Here is a 15,114-nt window from a genome sequence, read left to right on the forward strand (position 1 = left end):
ATGACTATAACACAAGTTAAAATTAAGAAATTAGATAATTTTTTTGGCAAATTGCCAGAATACGCTACGGATCATAGTGCTGGTATGGATTTAACGGCAGCAAACGAGCAACCTATAACTATAAAAGCAGGTGAGATACAGCTAATTCCAACTGGTATAGCTATTGCACTACCGGAATTATTCGAAGCACAAATAAGACCACGTTCGGGTCTTGCCGCCAAAAATGGTATTACAGTTGCTAATTCCCCCGGTACTATTGATGCTGATTATCGTGGAGAGATAAAAGTTATTCTTATTAATTTAGGCAAAGATGACTTTGTTATAGAAAAAGGTATGAGAATTGCTCAAATGGTAATATCAAAACATGAGCGTATATCATGGAAAGAAAGAGAAACTCTTGAAGAGACTGCAAGAGGTAGTGGCGGCTTTGGCTCTACGGGGTTATAGATTTAGTCATTATAACTCATGAAAATTCTAGCGTTTGATACGGCAAATAATACGGCATCGGTAGCACTTTCAGATAAAGACAATATCTTAGCGTATGCGGAAGAAGTACGTCCGTCTATGCAGGCAGAAAATCTAATGCCGATGATAGAGCAGGTAATGAAAGCTGCTCAGTGTTCGTATGATGAGCTGGATTATTTAGCCGTAACAAACGGTCCTGGTAGTTTTACTGGTATTAGAATAGGGCTTGCTGCGGCTAAAGGTATATTATTTGCCAAAGAGAATATTAAAGGTGTGGCGGTTAGTAATTTTGAGCATGCTTATTTTAGAGCTATGGGGCAGGTTAAAGATTACGATAAGATATATGTATTCTTAAACGCCTATCGTAGTCAGCTTTATTTACAGATTTTTGATAGATCAGGTAAAACAAATGAGCCGCTATTAATAGATTTTGATTATGCTATATGGCTGCTTAAGTATGAGAAAGGGAATATAATTTGTTGTGGTAGCGGTCTTGAATTTATATATACTCAAGTTAAAAATCTGCCGAATATAATAATTCTGCTACGCTTTGCTAGAGTTAAAGCTTTTATTATTTGTAGATATGTAGCAAGCTTACTTACAAATAAGGCGGAGTTAAATAGTGCTATAGAGCCGCTTTATATCCGCCCACCTGATGCTAAAATAAGTGTCATAAATAGCAAATTACAGAAGTAATTTACTATTTATATTAAAACTTTAAACCAATATTGCTTTAGAACAATACACATCATCAATACCTAACGCTTCAATAAGAGGCATAGAATCTTCAATATAACTTGTATTGTGATATAAATTAGGTATCTGGATATTTTTTTCAATAGAGATATTTTGCATCACTTGTGGTAAATCATGATTTGAAATAGTAGTTTTTAATAATCTTTCATCTGAGGTTGTATCTAAAGCTTTTTCTAAATAAGTAGCAGGAAGTATACTTTTCAATTTAACTATAATAAAAAACTTTATTTTATCAGAAGTCATATTTTATTTTTTAGATTGTTCAGCTTTATTAAATTCAATTATATTCTCTTCACCGAATATAAATTCATCATTAGCCTTAAAGGAAGCAGGTTTAAAGGATTTGTTTCGGCACCGTCAAGTTAAGGGAGGTATAAATTAAGTATTGAGCAATTACAGGGAATGATTTATAGAATAGCAGTAACAATTTATCCTAGATTTTACCGCTATGCATATTACTCAAGCCCCGAATAGACATCGTTTTCCAGCAAGCATTATTAGCCATACAGTATGGTTATATCATCGCTTTAATAATAGTTACCGAGATGTTCAAGAGCAGATGGCTTATCGAGGTATTATATTAAGTCATGAGACTGTAAGGTTTTGGTGTTATAAGTTTGTAGTTTATTTTCAAGATGTTATTAGTAAGAGAGAGCGAAAGCCAACTGATAAATGGCATTTGGATGAGATGAATATCAAGATCAAAGGTGAAGTATTCATATTATGGAGAGCTGTTGACTCTGAGGGACATGAATTAGAAGTATTACTGCAGAAGCGTCGTAACAAGAAATCAGCTATTCGCTTTTTATCAAGATTATTGGGTAATTATCCATGTCCAAGGGTTATTGTGACTGATAAGCTAAAAAGCTACATTAAACCAGTTAGGTATATGTGTCCTAGGACTAAGCATGGCACCGTCAAGTTAAGTAAATTAGTGTCACAAAGTACTATATTTTTAGATTTCAGACAGCAAGAAGTCTTTGAGTAGCTTCATCCCAAATGGATTTAGCGGACGCAAATGCAATTCTTTGCTCAGATGCTGTTTTAGTATATCTTCCAACATTTACAGCAAATATATTTCTGACTTTTCCCATCAGTGATAATGTACATTGTGCTGAATTAGGATGCTTAAATTTAATCAGTATCTTCTCTTTTCTCCTAGTTGGCTGATGGGCATTCTCAATCCGATTATTTAGTCTTTTATCGGTACGATGCTTAGTCCTAGGACACATATACCTAACTGGTTTAATGTAGCTTTTTAGCTTATCAGTCACAATAACCCTTGGACATGGATAATTACCCAATAATCTTGATAAAAAGCGAATAGCTGATTTCTTGTTACGACGCTTCTGCAGTAATACTTCTAATTCATGTCCCTCAGAGTCAACAGCTCTCCATAATATGAATACTTCACCTTTGATCTTGATATTCATCTCATCCAAATGCCATTTATCAGTTGGCTTTCGCTCTCTCTTACTAATAACATCTTGAAAATAAACTACAAACTTATAACACCAAAACCTTACAGTCTCATGACTTAATATAATACCTCGATAAGCCATCTGCTCTTGAACATCTCGGTAACTATTATTAAAGCGATGATATAACCATACTGTATGGCTAATAATGCTTGCTGGAAAACGATGTCTATTCGGGGCTTGAGTAATATGCATAGCGGTAAAATCTAGGATAAATTGTTACTGCTATTCTATAAATCATTCCCTGTAATTGCTCAATACTTAATTTATACCTCCCTTAACTTGACGGTGCCGTTTTACAAGAAGTTTATTCCAATTTTTGCTATTTTGGTATATAATGCAGAAAACTATTGTAAACTTGTGAGAATTTTTAAAGATGACATCTATTCGTAATATAGCAATTATTGCCCACGTTGATCATGGGAAAACCACGCTTGTTGACAACATGCTTAAACAAAGCGGTACTTTTAGAGCTAACCAACAAGTAGCCGAACGTGCTATGGACTCTAACGACCTTGAGCGTGAACGTGGGATTACCATACTTGCCAAATGTACTGCCCTTATGTGGGGTGATGTACGTATCAATATAGTAGACACACCAGGACACGCTGACTTTGGCGGTGAAGTAGAACGCATACTTAGCATGGTTGACGGCGTTGTGCTACTTGTTGATGCATCAGAAGGACCAATGCCACAAACAAAATTTGTGCTTTCTAAAGCCTTAAAGCTTGGTTTAAAACCTATCGTTGTTATCAATAAGATCGATAGAGATGACCAAAGAATAAATAAAGTTATTGATGAAGTATACGAGCTATTTGTAGCGTTAGAAGCAAATGATGATCAGCTTAATTTCATAGATAAAATAGTTTACGCTTCAGGTAGAGCAGGTAGAGCTTCTTTAAATTTTGATGAAACGCTAAATCCTTTAGACAATCTAGCAGAGGATCTAGCACCTTTATTTGACCTAATAGTAAAGCATGTACACGCTCCTATAGCTGATGCTAAAGTACCTTTTTCTATGCTTGTTACTACTAGAGAATTCAATCCTTTCTTCGGTAGAATTTTAACTGGTAGAGTACAAAGCGGTAGCGTTAAGGTTAACCAAAATATTAAGGTACTAAACCAGGAAAATAAAGTACTTGAAAATGGGCGAATCACTAAAATATTAGCCTTTAGAGGACTTGAGAGAATAGCTATAGATGAGGCTGTAGCCGGCGATATTATCGCTATTGCCGGTGCTGAAAATGCCAACGTTGCCGATACTATTTGTTCACCAGAAGTAACTGAGGCACTACTATCACTACCGATTGATCCGCCAACTCTATCGATGACCTTTAGCGTTAACGACTCACCACTTGCAGGTAAAGAGGGTACGAAAGTTACATCGAGTTTAATAGGTAGCAGGTTAATGCGTGAGCTTGAGAGTAACGTAGCCCTTAAAGTAACCGAAGCACCTGGATCAAACGCTTTCCAAGTTGCAGGACGTGGAGAATTACAGCTTGGTATCTTAATCGAGACTATGCGTCGTGATGGCTTTGAATTATCAATCAGTAGACCAGAAGTATTATTCCAAACAGGCGAAAACGGCAATAAACAAGAACCTATGGAAGAAATTCAAGTTGACGTTGATGATGATTATGTTGGTGTGGTCGTAAGCTCCTTATCGCTTAGAAAATGCGAAATGACCGATATGAGACCATCAGGTGGCGGCAAAAGCCGTGTTACCTTTATCGGTCCATCAAGAGGTTTGATCGGTTATCACAGCCAATTCTTAACTGAAACTCGTGGTACTGGTATCATGAACCGTATTTTCTATGGCTATGCTGATTATAAAGGCACTATCGAAGGAAGAACTAAGGGCGTACTTATCTCTAACGGCGATGGTGACGCTGTTGCTTACGCTTTATGGAATCTGGAAGATAGGGGAAAAATGTTTATCAATCCAGGCGATAAAGTATATAGAGGAATGATTATCGGTGAACATAGCCGTGATAACGATTTAGAGGTAAATCCGCTTAAGGCTAAGCAGCTAAGCAACGTTAGAGCATCCGGTAAAGATGAGGCTATTAAATTAACCCCGCCAATGCTTTTAACTTTAGAGCAAGCAATCAGCTATATACAAGATGATGAGCGAGTTGAGGTAACACCGAAATCTATCCGCTTACGTAAAGCTCTACTCGACCCTAACGACCGTAAAAGGGCACCGTCAAGTTAAGGGAGGTATAAATTAAGTATTGAGCAATTACAGGGAATGATTTATAGAATAGCAGTAACAATTTATCCTAGATTTTACCGCTATGCATATTACTCAAGCCCCGAATAGACATCGTTTTCCAGCAAGCATTATTAGCCATACAGTATGGTTATATCATCGCTTTAATAATAGTTACCGAGATGTTCAAGAGCAGATGGCTTATCGAGGTATTATATTAAGTCATGAGACTGTAAGGTTTTGGTGTTATAAGTTTGTAGTTTATTTTCAAGATGTTATTAGTAAGAGAGAGCGAAAGCCAACTGATAAATGGCATTTGGATGAGATGAATATCAAGATCAAAGGTGAAGTATTCATATTATGGAGAGCTGTTGACTCTGAGGGACATGAATTAGAAGTATTACTGCAGAAGCGTCGTAACAAGAAATCAGCTATTCGCTTTTTATCAAGATTATTGGGTAATTATCCATGTCCAAGGGTTATTGTGACTGATAAGCTAAAAAGCTACATTAAACCATTTAGGTATATGTGTCCTAGGACTAAGCATCGTACCGATAAAAGACTAAATAATCGGATTGAGAATGCCCATCAGCCAACTAGGAGAAAAGAGAAGATACTGATTAAATTTAAGCATCCTAATTCAGCACAATGTACATTATCACTGATGGGAAAAGTCAGAAATATATTTGCTGTAAATGTTGGAAGATATACTAAAACAGCATCTGAGCAAAGAATTGCATTTGCGTCCGCTAAATCCATTTGGGATGAAGCTACTCAAAGACTTCTTGCTGTCTGAAATCTAAAAATATAGTACTTTGTGATACTAATTTACTTAACTTGACGGTGCCACTCTAATTCGTAGTTTATTTAAATCGCCATGCAATAAAATTATACTAATAATTGATAAACAATTGCTAAAATCTTTCTTAGGTTTATTCCGCTCTATTATCCTTGGTACGTTATCATATCTCAAGTTAATTAAAATTTTTATCTATGATGAAAATGATTTTGTTCTAGATATAAAAGCTTTAAAAAGTAATGAGAATTACTTCTGGTCTTATAAAATCAATTACTTTAAAAAACTGATTAATGGAGAGTGATTAGTTTTGCCTACGCGGGAATGACATAAAATATTATTGATATTTTTAACTGGGTCCCGCAATCAAGTCGCGGGATGACAACTGGAAAACTGATCAACGCAACAAAGCCTTTACGGGATGACAAGATTGAGTTGATCTACGCAGGCAATGCAAAAAGTAAGGTGATGTTTATTTATAACTTATAAATCCCAGAGAATTCAGGGAGTTTACTGTTTCAAATAATGGTAATCCCATAACATTTGAATAAGAGCCGGAAATAAATGAAATGAAAGCTTCGGCGTAACCAGAGATTTTACATCCACCAGCTTTATCAATCCCCTCATCTAGCGAGCAATAAAAATTTAGCTCTTCTTCGCTTAATCTTTTAAACTTAAGGACTGTTCGGACTATTTTCTGCCTAGTAACCAACTGATCTTTATCTTTTTTGATGATGCACAAACCGGTATAAACACGATGACGACGTCCAGATAATATATTCATACAATATCTTACTTCTTCAGCACTACTTGCTTTTGGCAATATTCTTCTTCCAAGTGCCGTTACAGTATCTGCTGCTATGATAATAGCAGAATCTTCTATTTGAGAGGCAACTTTTGTAGCTTTTTCGTAAGCAAGCCTTGTCGCTAAATGATTTGGTGATTCACGTAGATTAGGCGTTTCGTCTATATCTGCTGGAATAATTTGTGCAGGTGTAATTTTAATTCTTTTAAGAAGCTCAACCCTTGCAGGTGACTGTGATGCTAGTATTATAGGTAGGTTTTTTGATCGATATTGCATGCTTAAGATTGGTGACGAAGAATTACACGTCCCTTAGTTAAATCGTAAGGAGTCATTTCTACTGTAACTTTATCACCCAATAATATTCTAATACGATTTTTACGCATTCTACCAGCGGTGTGAGCAATAATTACATGACCATTTTCCAACTTCACTCTAAAAGTAGCGTTAGGTGCAAGCTCAATTACTATACCCGTAAACTGAATGAGATCGTCTTTTGACATTAATTTATATTTATAAATGGTCGGGGCGGAGAGATTCGAACTCCCGACCCTCTGGTCCCAAACCAGATGCGCTACCAGGCTGCGCTACGCCCCGAGAGTTAATTTCCTATATTATATACTCTATTATTCGCAACAAATCAATTTGTTTATTTAAAAATATGTAAATATTAGCTTATTTAACAATAAAAGCAGTAATTACTAACGGCACCGTCAAGTTAAGGGAGGTATAAATTAAGTATTGAGCAATTACAGGGAATGATTTATAGAATAGCAGTAACAATTTATCCTAGATTTTACCGCTATGCATATTACTCAAGCCCCGAATAGACATCGTTTTCCAGCAAGCATTATTAGCCATACAGTATGGTTATATCATCGCTTTAATAATAGTTACCGAGATGTTCAAGAGCAGATGGCTTATCGAGGTATTATATTAAGTCATGAGACTGTAAGGTTTTGGTGTTATAAGTTTGTAGTTTATTTTCAAGATGTTATTAGTAAGAGAGAGCGAAAGCCAACGGCACCGTCAAGTTAAGTAAATTAGTGTCACAAAGTACTATATTTTTAGATTTCAGACAGCAAGAAGTCTTTGAGTAGCTTCATCCCAAATGGATTTAGCGGACGCAAATGCAATTCTTTGCTCAGATGCTGTTTTAGTATATCTTCCAACATTTACAGCAAATATATTTCTGACTTTTCCCATCAGTGATAATGTACATTGTGCTGAATTAGGATGCTTAAATTTAATCAGTATCTTCTCTTTTCTCTTAGTTGGCTGATGGGCATTCTCAATCCGATTATTTAGTCTTTTATCGGTACGATGCTTAGTCCTAGGACACATATACCTAAATGGTTTAATGTAGCTTTTTAGCTTATCAGTCACAATAACCCTTGGACATGGATAATTACCCAATAATCTTGATAAAAAGCGAATAGCTGATTTCTTGTTACGACGCTTCTGCAGTAATACTTCTAATTCATGTCCCTCAGAGTCAACAGCTCTCCATAATATGAATACTTCACCTTTGATCTTGATATTCATCTCATCCAAATGCCATTTATCAGTTGGCTTTCGCTCTCTCTTACTAATAACATCTTGAAAATAAAATACAAACTTATAACACCAAAACCTTACAGTCTCATGACTTAATATAATACCTCGATAAGCCATCTGCTCTTGAACATCTCGGTAACTATTATTAAAGCGATGATATAACCATACTGTATGGCTAATAATGCTTGCTGGAAAACGATGTCTATTCGGGGCTTGAGTAATATGCATAGCGGTAAAATCTAGGATAAATTGTTACTGCTATTCTATAAATCATTCCCTGTAATTGCTCAATACTTAATTTATACCTCCCTTAACTTGACGGTGCCGCTTAAAGTATTAACTTTAAGCCCTGAACATGGCTACAACCTCCCCGACCTTGATATGATCGAGGAAAATCATTTAAAGGCTGATTTAAACCTCTTGCCGTTAGGGTTTCGACACCCAAGAACAGCCTTTAGCTGCTCCAAAATGATTCTAGGCAAAACTTTAAATAAGTCAATCTGATTTTGTAAGCTTTTAACTGCAATTTAGATAAACAATTATAGAAAACCAGAACTGTCTTGTTGCAGGAATCGATTTTTTCCGTCTGAGCTAAGGAAATTACAAAGTAATTGACGAAGCAATCCAGTAAAATGCATAGCATTTTTAACTGGATCCTGCTACAAGCTTGCGGGATGACAAAGAAGACTACGCCAATTTTTGAAGTTCATCGAGTCTACGCGATTTTTTGATATTCGAAATATATCTTTCTTACCGCATAAATCCAAGCAAGACATACGAAAGTAAACACCACCATTAGAACAGGTGAAATAGAGGTAAAAGTTGCAGTTGGGATTATGGTAAATATAATAGATTGTACAAGCCCACTTGATGATTTACCAACTTTTGCACTTATCACGTCAACAGCAGCTTTACCTTTTGTTTTTAACTCTTGATCGAGGGGAATATATAGCATTTCTCTTGAAGTATCCCATATAGAATATTTTGTTCCTTTGGCTAAAATATTCTGGATTCCGCCGATAGATACGGCGAGTGCAAGAGGTGACATTAAAATTGCCCCATCAAATAATGAGAGGATTTTTTGATCAAATACAATAAGGACAAAGAACAGAACTCCGGTAACCATTATTATTACAGGTGAGATTACAGCCGCAACAAACCAGTTATGCATACGCATAACATTATTACCGATAATAGTCATAACCATAATTGCAACACCGGTCCAAAGTATGTACAGACTATTGAATTCAGCATAAGTATTAACAGTTGGGTATAGCTCCTTAATTTTTGCTTTCCATACGGCTTCAACCAAATTAATAGCAAAACCAAATGCTGCCGAGCAGATTAAAAGTAGCCATAAATATTTAGATTTTGCAATATATTTAAAGCTCTTAATGATCCCCATACGCTCCGAAGTTGATCGCCCACTTTTTGCCTTAGCGTAAAATAATGGATTGGTAAAAACATTTTTACTAATAAAACGAATTAGTAGACAACATATAACAGCAACGATTGTAACTAGAATAGTTGATATTTGTACTAAAGTGATTTTGCTGTCAGAAATATTTATAAAATGCTTCACAATAGTTTCTTCAGATGATAAATTCATCATTAAGAAGCCGACTAATATTAAAGATGAATTACCGAATAACGAGAAAAGCGTATAGAATCTCTTAGCTTCTTCAGTAGTGGTAAGCTCATTGGCGAATTGCCAAAATAATAGTACGTAAAAAATATTAGGCCAGAGTTCGGCAAGGCTGTAATATACTATATAACCCCAATTGCCTATTAATGATATATACCATTTAAAATGCGGGTAACGTTCCATCCAATCAGCTAGATGGTCCAGATGTACATGAAAAACATGAATATTAGGGTAGATAACAAAAGCAAATAAAACAAAAAAGCCGATAAAAAATGCAGTTAAATAATAAAAAATCTTCTCAAAAGTGAGATGATTAATCATTTTAGCATAAATAATTACAAATAAAGCAGCTGCAGGTGTAACACAATAAACTTTAGCAAAACCAGCTATCTCTGCACTAATTTCAGAAATTAAGATACTATCTTTTAATATGCGTAAAATATTCTGATTGAATAAAATGCAAAACATTAAGGCACTCATCGGAATAAATTTTCCGAGTTCGTAATTATGAATAGGCCAAAAAGCGGCTCTAAATTTGCTTTTAAACGGTCGCGATGATGAGGTACTTAGCATTATAAAGCCCTAGGGACAAAAAAAAAACTTAAGCACTTCAAGATTTTATGAAAAGATATTTGCCCTAAAAATTTTAGAGGCTATATACTGTTTTGTTACATTCTGAAGATGCGAAAGTTTATACAATATTTTTGGTCCAATGTCAAGAAAGATTAATATAATATAAGAAAGTTAGGATGCAGAATAACGATAAATATCAGAAATATTTTGACCTATATAATAGTTACGCAAAAAAGGCACCGTCAAGTTAAGGGAGGTATAAACTAAACAACCCTCAGCTATAAGCTGAGGGGTTATAAAGTGGAATCGATTAGAAATCGATCATCATTCACAGGTTCACCGGCACCGTCAAGTTAAGTAAATTAGTGTCACAAAGTACTATATTTTTAGATTTCAGACAGCAAGAAGTCTTTGAGTAGCTTCATCCCAAATGGATTTAGCGGACGCAAATGCAATTCTTTGCTCAGATGCTGTTTTAGTATATCTTCCAACATTTACAGCAAATATATTTCTGACTTTTCCCATCAGTGATAATGTACATTGTGCTGAATTAGGATGCTTAAATTTAATCAGTATCTTCTCTTTTCTCCTAGTTGGCTGATGGGCATTCTCAATCCGATTATTTAGTCTTTTATCGGTACGATGCTTAGTCCTAGGACACATATACCTAACTGGTTTAATGTAGCTTTTTAGCTTATCAGTCACAATAACCCTTGGACATGGATAATTACCCAATAATCTTGATAAAAAGCGAATAGCTGATTTCTTGTTACGACGCTTCTGCAGTAATACTTCTAATTCATGTCCCTCAGAGTCAACAGCTCTCCATAATATGAATACTTCACCTTTGATCTTGATATTCATCTCATCCAAATGCCATTTATCAGTTGGCTTTCGCTCTCTCTTACTAATAACATCTTGAAAATAAACTACAAACTTATAACACCAAAACCTTACAGTCTCATGACTTAATATAATACCTCGATAAGCCATCTGCTCTTGAACATCTCGGTAACTATTATTAAAGCGATGATATAACCATACTGTATGGCTAATAATGCTTGCTGGAAAACGATGTCTATTCGGGGCTTGAGTAATATGCATAGCGGTAAAATCTAGGATAAATTGTTACTGCTATTCTATAAATCATTCCCTGTAATTGCTCAATACTTAATTTATACCTCCCTTAACTTGACGGTGCCTCGTAAACACTCAAAGATTTTTTTTGTAAATAATCGATAATTATGGATTTAAGTTCATAACCAGAGTGATTACTTGCTATAACAATATCGTAAGTTTTCATAATTAATTTTTTTAATGGAAAATGAATGATAAGAATTATATAATAAGTATAATTTATTGACCAACACAATATAATAATCTTATTAAATATATGAAATACCCTGTTGCACTAAGTAGTCTAATATTCTTTTGTTTAGCTGCTTGCGTTGATCAACCTCCTGCCCCAATCGAGTATAAAGAAAGAGGAATTACCGTTAGTAATTCTGGTAATGTTATTGATAATGATAAGGGGATAATAACTAGTAGCACTATAGAAGAAGCTCCTAAATTAGAAGTAAGCGGTTCTTTAGAAGAGCCTGCAATAGAAACTACCGAAGATGATAATGATGCTGTAGTGATTCCTACCACAAAACATGATGAAGAAATAACAAAGTTAATTTTTGAAAAACCTCTAGATGGCGAGATTGTCACCGAGTTTAAAGCTGGCAAGAATAAAGGCATAGATATTGCTGTTTTAGAAGAAAGCAGCGTTAATTCTATAGGCTCAGGAACTGTTATATTTTCAGGGAATAATGCACAATTCGGTAATTTAGTAATCGTTAAATTAGATAAAGACGATCTAGAAGTAGCTTATGCCGGCTTAAAAGATTTATCAGTTAAAAAAGGCGATGAAGTTACTAAAACTAGTATAATCGGGCATGTGGAAGATAAGCTGTATCTAGCTATGCGTAAAGGCAAAGTAGCAGTTGATCCAACTAAATATATCGCATTCTAAAATGGAACTTATTACTTTAACTGGCACCGTCAAGTTAAGGGAGGTATAAATTAAGTATTGAGCAATTACAGGGAATGATTTATAGAATAGCAGTAACAATTTATCCTAGATTTTACCGCTATGCATATTACTCAAGCCCCGAATAGACATCGTTTTCCAGCAAGCATTATGGCACCGTCAAGTTAAGTAAATTAGTGTCACAAAGTACTATATTTTTAGATTTCAGACAGCAAGAAGTCTTTGAGTAGCTTCATCCCAAATGGATTTAGCGGACGCAAATGCAATTCTTTGCTCAGATGCTGTTTTAGTATATCTTCCAACATTTACAGCAAATATATTTCTGACTTTTACCATCAGTGATAATGTACATTGTGCTGAATTAGGATGCTTAAATTTAATCAGTATCTTCTCTTTTCTCCTAGTTGGCTGATGGGCATTCTCAATCCGATTATTTAGTCTTTTATCGGTACGATGCTTAGTCCTAGGACACATATACCTAACTGGTTTAATGTAGCTTTTTAGCTTATCAGTCACAATAACCCTTGGACATGGATAATTACCCAATAATCTTGATAAAAAGCGAATAGCTGATTTCTTGTTACGACGCTTCTGCAGTAATACTTCTAATTCATGTCCCTCAGAGTCAACAGCTCTCCATAATATGAATACTTCACCTTTGATCTTGATATTCATCTCATCCAAATGCCATTTATCAGTTGGCTTTCGCTCTCTCTTACTAATAACATCTTGAAAATAAACTACAAACTTATAACACCAAAACCTTACAGTCTCATGACTTAATATAATACCTCGATAAGCCATCTGCTCTTGAACATCTCGGTAACTATTATTAAAGCGATGATATAACCATACTGTATGGCTAATAATGCTTGCTGGAAAACGATGTCTATTCGGGGCTTGAGTAATATGCATAGCGGTAAAATCTAGGATAAATTGTTACTGCTATTCTATAAATCATTCCCTGTAATTGCTCAATACTTAATTTATACCTCCCTTAACTTGACGGTGCCCTTAATACCACTATCTTTTATTCAACTAATTTACCTTGTACGTAAAAATCGTATGCGGTCTGGTAAAAGCTAATAGCTTCTTCGGTAAGGTTAATAGAGTTGGGTATCTCTTCTTTTTCTTCTCCTAATAATATATAGGTTTTTGGGTGTAGTTTAGGGCTTAAAATTACTAGCTTATCGTCTTTTAAAAAGCCTAGTAACTGATAAGTGCTTATGAAAGCTCTATTTGCAGGATTATTTATTATATCCTGCCCCCATAATTTGCTTTTATATTCAAAGCCAAGCAAACCGAAAATCGTTGGGGCTATATCTATTTGACTTGCTAGATTATCTATTTTTTTTGGTTTCAATATTTGTGGTGCGTAGATAATTAGTGGTATATGATACTTCTCTACTGGTAGTTCCGTTTTACCAGCACTTGAAGCACAATGATCGGCAGTAATAACAAAGATAGTATCGTTAAACCATTCTTTAGTTTTAGCAATTTCTAAGAACTTATTTATCGCATAATCGGTATATTTAACTGCTGCATTACGTCCACCACCTGATGGTAGATCAATCCTATTCTCAGGGAAAGTATAAGGTCGGTGGTTTGAAATAGTCATGATTAATGAGAAAAATGGTTTACCATCTTTATAGTCCGTATCAGCTTGCTCTATTGCCTTATTTAAAATATCCTCATCTGCTACTCCCCATACATTTGCAAAGCTTATCTCTGAAGCTATTAAGTTACCTCGGTCTATTATATTATAGTGATTACCGCCAAAATAATTACGTAAATTATCAAAATAGCTATAACCACCAAATATAAAGTTAGTGTTATATCCTTGATTCCTAAACACAGTGCCGATATTAAATAAATTATGGTTATCAGGTCTACGCACGATTGATGAACCTGGTGTTGGCGGAATCGATAAAGTTATAGCTTCAAGTCCCCGCACTGTCCTTGTACCAGTAGCGTAAATATTAGTGAAGAACATAGCTTTATTTGTTAATTCATCCAAGTAAGGCGTAATATTATCACTATTGCCAAAGCTTTGCATGAATTTGGCACTTAAGCTTTCTACTGTAATAAAGATTACATTATATTTTTGCTTATTTGAATTTTTAGAGGTAATAATACGCTCGATAGAGTCACCACCCACGAACTTGTCACTATTATTTTGTAAGCTATCACGTACTATGCTTAAAGCCTGCTTACTATCTATAGTGGGATAGAAACTATTATAATTTAGACTGTTATTAAGATAAGCCGAGAAAATCTCATATGGACCGTTTTTAGCAAGCTCTTCTGCATATTTATTAGAGTGGAAATTTAGTTTTTCAGGGCTATAAGATTTAAACTCAATAAAACTAATTGCAGCTAGAATAATTGCTGTAGCTAAACAACATTTTCTATTTATATTATATGCTGCATCAATAACAGCTTTTCGCAAGATATAGGTAGTAATAGCACTAACTATTAGAATTCCGCTAATAATCTCTATATAGGGCATAGATTCTTTAACTGTGCCGATAATTTCATGAGTATATACTAGATAATCAACGGCAATAAAATTAAAGCGAGTACCGAACTCATCCCAAAAAGTAAGTTCAGCTGCTGTAATAAAGATTAGTGAAGCAATAAAACCACAGTAAAATAAGTAACAAAGCGGCGTGTAGACTAGCCTAAACCTTGATAATGCTAAGTTTCCCAGCAATATTAAAACTAACATTACAGGTAAAAAATAAGCCGCAGAAATAAAATCATTAATTAAACCAAAAATGAACACTAATGGCAAT

The 15,114-nt window shown here is 34.9% G+C and carries 20 protein-coding genes, 1 tRNA gene and 1 pseudogene; 10 read left to right on the plus strand and 12 right to left on the minus strand.

Annotated elements, in window-relative coordinates; all coding sequences use genetic code 11:
* Positions 1-447, plus strand: coding sequence for a dUTP diphosphatase (gene dut / locus BA173_RS03400; RefSeq protein WP_068041754.1), 447 nt, complete (start codon positions 1-3; stop codon positions 445-447).
* An 18-nt stretch (positions 448-465) separates the two neighbouring features.
* Positions 466-1,161 (plus strand): tRNA (adenosine(37)-N6)-threonylcarbamoyltransferase complex dimerization subunit type 1 TsaB, encoded by a 696-nt coding sequence (gene tsaB, locus BA173_RS03405; protein ID WP_068041752.1) that lies wholly within the window; start codon positions 466-468, stop codon positions 1,159-1,161.
* 21 nt (positions 1,162-1,182) lie between these two features.
* Here the strand turns inward: tsaB and BA173_RS03410 are convergent, their stop codons facing one another.
* The gene (locus BA173_RS03410; protein WP_232505974.1) at positions 1,183-1,464 is read right to left on the minus strand and encodes a hypothetical protein; all 282 of its coding nucleotides are present in this window, start codon (positions 1,462-1,464) and stop codon (positions 1,183-1,185) included.
* A 205-nt stretch (positions 1,465-1,669) separates the two neighbouring features.
* Here BA173_RS03410 and BA173_RS03415 point away from each other — a divergent pair, with 205 nt between their 5' ends.
* Positions 1,670-2,209 (plus strand): IS6 family transposase, encoded by a 540-nt coding sequence (locus BA173_RS03415; protein WP_095568281.1) that lies wholly within the window; start codon positions 1,670-1,672, stop codon positions 2,207-2,209.
* Here the strand turns inward: BA173_RS03415 and BA173_RS03420 are convergent.
* Complete coding sequence (locus BA173_RS03420; protein WP_095568243.1) at positions 2,184-2,894, minus strand: IS6 family transposase; 711 nt, start codon at positions 2,892-2,894, stop codon at positions 2,184-2,186. The genes BA173_RS03415 and BA173_RS03420 overlap by 26 nt on opposite strands.
* Before the next feature lie 21 nt (positions 2,895-2,915).
* On the opposite strand from BA173_RS03420, the gene BA173_RS07740 reads away from it, so the two are divergent.
* The 3 genes from BA173_RS07740 to BA173_RS03430 all read left to right on the plus strand — a co-directional run bounded on the left by BA173_RS07740 (position 2,916) and on the right by BA173_RS03430 (position 5,707).
* Positions 2,916-3,092, plus strand: coding sequence for a hypothetical protein (locus BA173_RS07740; RefSeq protein WP_157738059.1), 177 nt, complete (start codon positions 2,916-2,918; stop codon positions 3,090-3,092).
* Positions 3,076-4,914 carry a translational GTPase TypA gene (typA, locus tag BA173_RS03425; protein WP_068042166.1) on the plus strand — a complete coding sequence of 613 codons (1,839 nt, stop codon included), beginning with the start codon at positions 3,076-3,078 and terminating at the stop codon, positions 4,912-4,914. Before BA173_RS07740 ends, typA begins: the two co-directional genes overlap by 17 nt.
* Before the next feature lie 82 nt (positions 4,915-4,996).
* Positions 4,997-5,707: an IS6 family transposase gene (locus BA173_RS03430; protein WP_095568282.1), complete on the plus strand. Its 711-nt coding sequence runs from the start codon at positions 4,997-4,999 to the stop codon at positions 5,705-5,707.
* Positions 5,708-6,179: 472 nt separating this feature from the next.
* Here BA173_RS03430 and BA173_RS03440 read toward each other — a convergent pair whose 3' ends face one another.
* From BA173_RS03440 to BA173_RS03450, 3 genes are all read right to left on the minus strand, one after another.
* The gene (locus BA173_RS03440) at positions 6,180-6,788 is read right to left on the minus strand and encodes a Maf family protein (protein WP_068042193.1); all 609 of its coding nucleotides are present in this window, start codon (positions 6,786-6,788) and stop codon (positions 6,180-6,182) included.
* Between the two features lie 2 nt (positions 6,789-6,790).
* Positions 6,791-7,012, minus strand: coding sequence for a translation initiation factor IF-1 (infA, locus tag BA173_RS03445; protein ID WP_016948676.1), 222 nt, complete (start codon positions 7,010-7,012; stop codon positions 6,791-6,793).
* 17 nt (positions 7,013-7,029) lie between these two features.
* Positions 7,030-7,106 (minus strand) — tRNA-Pro (locus BA173_RS03450).
* A gap of 207 nt (positions 7,107-7,313) precedes the next feature.
* On the opposite strand from BA173_RS03450, the gene BA173_RS03455 reads away from it, so the two are divergent.
* Positions 7,314-7,547 carry a hypothetical protein gene (locus BA173_RS03455; protein ID WP_095568283.1) on the plus strand — a complete coding sequence of 78 codons (234 nt, stop codon included), beginning with the start codon at positions 7,314-7,316 and terminating at the stop codon, positions 7,545-7,547.
* Positions 7,548-7,583: 36 nt separating this feature from the next.
* On the opposite strand, the gene BA173_RS03460 is transcribed toward BA173_RS03455, so the two are convergent.
* Positions 7,584-8,294: an IS6 family transposase gene (locus BA173_RS03460; protein WP_095568284.1), complete on the minus strand. Its 711-nt coding sequence runs from the start codon at positions 8,292-8,294 to the stop codon at positions 7,584-7,586.
* A gap of 21 nt (positions 8,295-8,315) precedes the next feature.
* On the opposite strand from BA173_RS03460, the gene BA173_RS07745 reads away from it, so the two are divergent.
* Positions 8,316-8,570 (plus strand): hypothetical protein, encoded by a 255-nt coding sequence (locus BA173_RS07745; RefSeq protein WP_157738061.1) that lies wholly within the window; start codon positions 8,316-8,318, stop codon positions 8,568-8,570.
* Positions 8,571-8,781: 211 nt separating this feature from the next.
* Here BA173_RS07745 and tlc5 read toward each other — a convergent pair whose 3' ends face one another.
* The 3 genes and pseudogenes from tlc5 to BA173_RS03475 all read right to left on the minus strand — a co-directional run.
* Complete coding sequence (gene tlc5 / locus BA173_RS03465) at positions 8,782-10,284, minus strand: GTP/GDP exchange transporter Tlc5 (RefSeq protein ID WP_068042152.1); 1,503 nt, start codon at positions 10,282-10,284, stop codon at positions 8,782-8,784.
* Between the two features lie 393 nt (positions 10,285-10,677).
* Positions 10,678-11,388 (minus strand): IS6 family transposase, encoded by a 711-nt coding sequence (locus BA173_RS03470; protein ID WP_095568243.1) that lies wholly within the window; start codon positions 11,386-11,388, stop codon positions 10,678-10,680.
* A 97-nt stretch (positions 11,389-11,485) separates the two neighbouring features.
* Positions 11,486-11,587: pseudogene (locus BA173_RS03475) on the minus strand (ribose-5-phosphate isomerase); the annotation flags it as partial.
* A gap of 90 nt (positions 11,588-11,677) precedes the next feature.
* Here BA173_RS03475 and BA173_RS03480 point away from each other — a divergent pair.
* Complete coding sequence (locus tag BA173_RS03480; protein WP_068042208.1) at positions 11,678-12,301, plus strand: murein hydrolase activator EnvC family protein; 624 nt, start codon at positions 11,678-11,680, stop codon at positions 12,299-12,301.
* On the opposite strand, the gene BA173_RS07750 is transcribed toward BA173_RS03480, so the two are convergent.
* Entirely contained in the window at positions 12,245-12,400 is a 156-nt protein-coding gene (locus BA173_RS07750) for a hypothetical protein (RefSeq protein ID WP_157738063.1), read from the minus strand. The genes BA173_RS03480 and BA173_RS07750 overlap by 57 nt on opposite strands.
* Positions 12,401-12,523: 123 nt before the next feature.
* Positions 12,524-13,234, minus strand: a complete 711-nt coding sequence (locus BA173_RS03485; RefSeq protein ID WP_095568285.1) for an IS6 family transposase — start codon at positions 13,232-13,234, stop codon at positions 12,524-12,526.
* A gap of 21 nt (positions 13,235-13,255) precedes the next feature.
* Between BA173_RS03485 and BA173_RS07755 the strand changes: the two genes are divergently transcribed.
* Positions 13,256-13,405 (plus strand): hypothetical protein, encoded by a 150-nt coding sequence (locus BA173_RS07755; RefSeq protein ID WP_157738065.1) that lies wholly within the window; start codon positions 13,256-13,258, stop codon positions 13,403-13,405.
* On the opposite strand, the gene BA173_RS03490 is transcribed toward BA173_RS07755, so the two are convergent.
* Complete coding sequence (locus BA173_RS03490; protein ID WP_016948343.1) at positions 13,350-15,104, minus strand: LTA synthase family protein; 1,755 nt, start codon at positions 15,102-15,104, stop codon at positions 13,350-13,352. The two genes, BA173_RS07755 and BA173_RS03490, sit on opposite strands and share 56 nt — an antisense overlap.
* Positions 15,105-15,114: the final 10 nt, after the last annotated feature.

It is taken from the genome of Rickettsia sp. MEAM1 (Bemisia tabaci), assembly GCF_002285905.1.
Classification (GTDB): Bacteria; Pseudomonadota; Alphaproteobacteria; order Rickettsiales; family Rickettsiaceae; genus Rickettsia.

Coding starts and splice junctions, on each gene's coding strand:
- dut (WP_068041754.1), top strand. CDS start 1: ATGACTATAACACAAGTTAAAATTAAGAAATTAGATAATTTTTTTGGC.
- tsaB (WP_068041752.1), top strand. CDS start 466: ATGAAAATTCTAGCGTTTGATACGGCAAATAATACGGCATCGGTAGCA.
- BA173_RS03410 (WP_232505974.1), bottom strand. CDS start 1,464: ATGACTTCTGATAAAATAAAGTTTTTTATTATAGTTAAATTGAAAAGT.
- BA173_RS03415 (WP_095568281.1), top strand. CDS start 1,670: ATGCATATTACTCAAGCCCCGAATAGACATCGTTTTCCAGCAAGCATT.
- BA173_RS03420 (WP_095568243.1), bottom strand. CDS start 2,894: ATGCATATTACTCAAGCCCCGAATAGACATCGTTTTCCAGCAAGCATT.
- typA (WP_068042166.1), top strand. CDS start 3,076: ATGACATCTATTCGTAATATAGCAATTATTGCCCACGTTGATCATGGG.
- BA173_RS03430 (WP_095568282.1), top strand. CDS start 4,997: ATGCATATTACTCAAGCCCCGAATAGACATCGTTTTCCAGCAAGCATT.
- BA173_RS03440 (WP_068042193.1), bottom strand. CDS start 6,788: ATGCAATATCGATCAAAAAACCTACCTATAATACTAGCATCACAGTCA.
- infA (WP_016948676.1), bottom strand. CDS start 7,012: ATGTCAAAAGACGATCTCATTCAGTTTACGGGTATAGTAATTGAGCTT.
- BA173_RS03455 (WP_095568283.1), top strand. CDS start 7,314: ATGCATATTACTCAAGCCCCGAATAGACATCGTTTTCCAGCAAGCATT.
- BA173_RS03460 (WP_095568284.1), bottom strand. CDS start 8,294: ATGCATATTACTCAAGCCCCGAATAGACATCGTTTTCCAGCAAGCATT.
- tlc5 (WP_068042152.1), bottom strand. CDS start 10,284: ATGCTAAGTACCTCATCATCGCGACCGTTTAAAAGCAAATTTAGAGCC.
- BA173_RS03470 (WP_095568243.1), bottom strand. CDS start 11,388: ATGCATATTACTCAAGCCCCGAATAGACATCGTTTTCCAGCAAGCATT.
- BA173_RS03480 (WP_068042208.1), top strand. CDS start 11,678: ATGAAATACCCTGTTGCACTAAGTAGTCTAATATTCTTTTGTTTAGCT.
- BA173_RS03485 (WP_095568285.1), bottom strand. CDS start 13,234: ATGCATATTACTCAAGCCCCGAATAGACATCGTTTTCCAGCAAGCATT.